Raw genomic sequence first — 301 nt, 5'->3', positions numbered from 1 at the left:
TTTACAGCTGCTCCTATGCCTATAAACTCTGTTACAAGGGTAAAGGTGTTTGCAATGAAAAGGTCTGCCAAAGAAAACAAACCCCAAAATTTGCCAAACTTCTTGTATATAAGCTCCGCATGACCTTCTTTTGTAACAGCCCCAAGCCTTACAGTCATCTCTTGGACTACGAAAGCAAGCAAAGACATTATAACCACAGCACCCACCAACGTATATCTCGTCTGAGCCCCTGTGACTGCATACGTGGTGATACCACCAGCATCGTTATCTGCCATCATCACTAAAAAGCCAGGACCTAAAA

1 protein-coding gene is annotated in these 301 nt (G+C 43.5%); it reads right to left on the bottom strand.

Annotated features, from left to right (window positions below):
* Nucleotides 1-301: divalent metal cation transporter (locus ACYQZV_RS09150; protein ID WP_459895349.1), on the bottom strand; the 301-nt coding region annotated here is incomplete at both ends.

This window comes from Hydrogenobaculum acidophilum, assembly GCF_054656715.1.
Note: the sequence above shows the minus strand (reverse complement) of the source record. Positions and strands in the feature narration are given on the sequence as shown.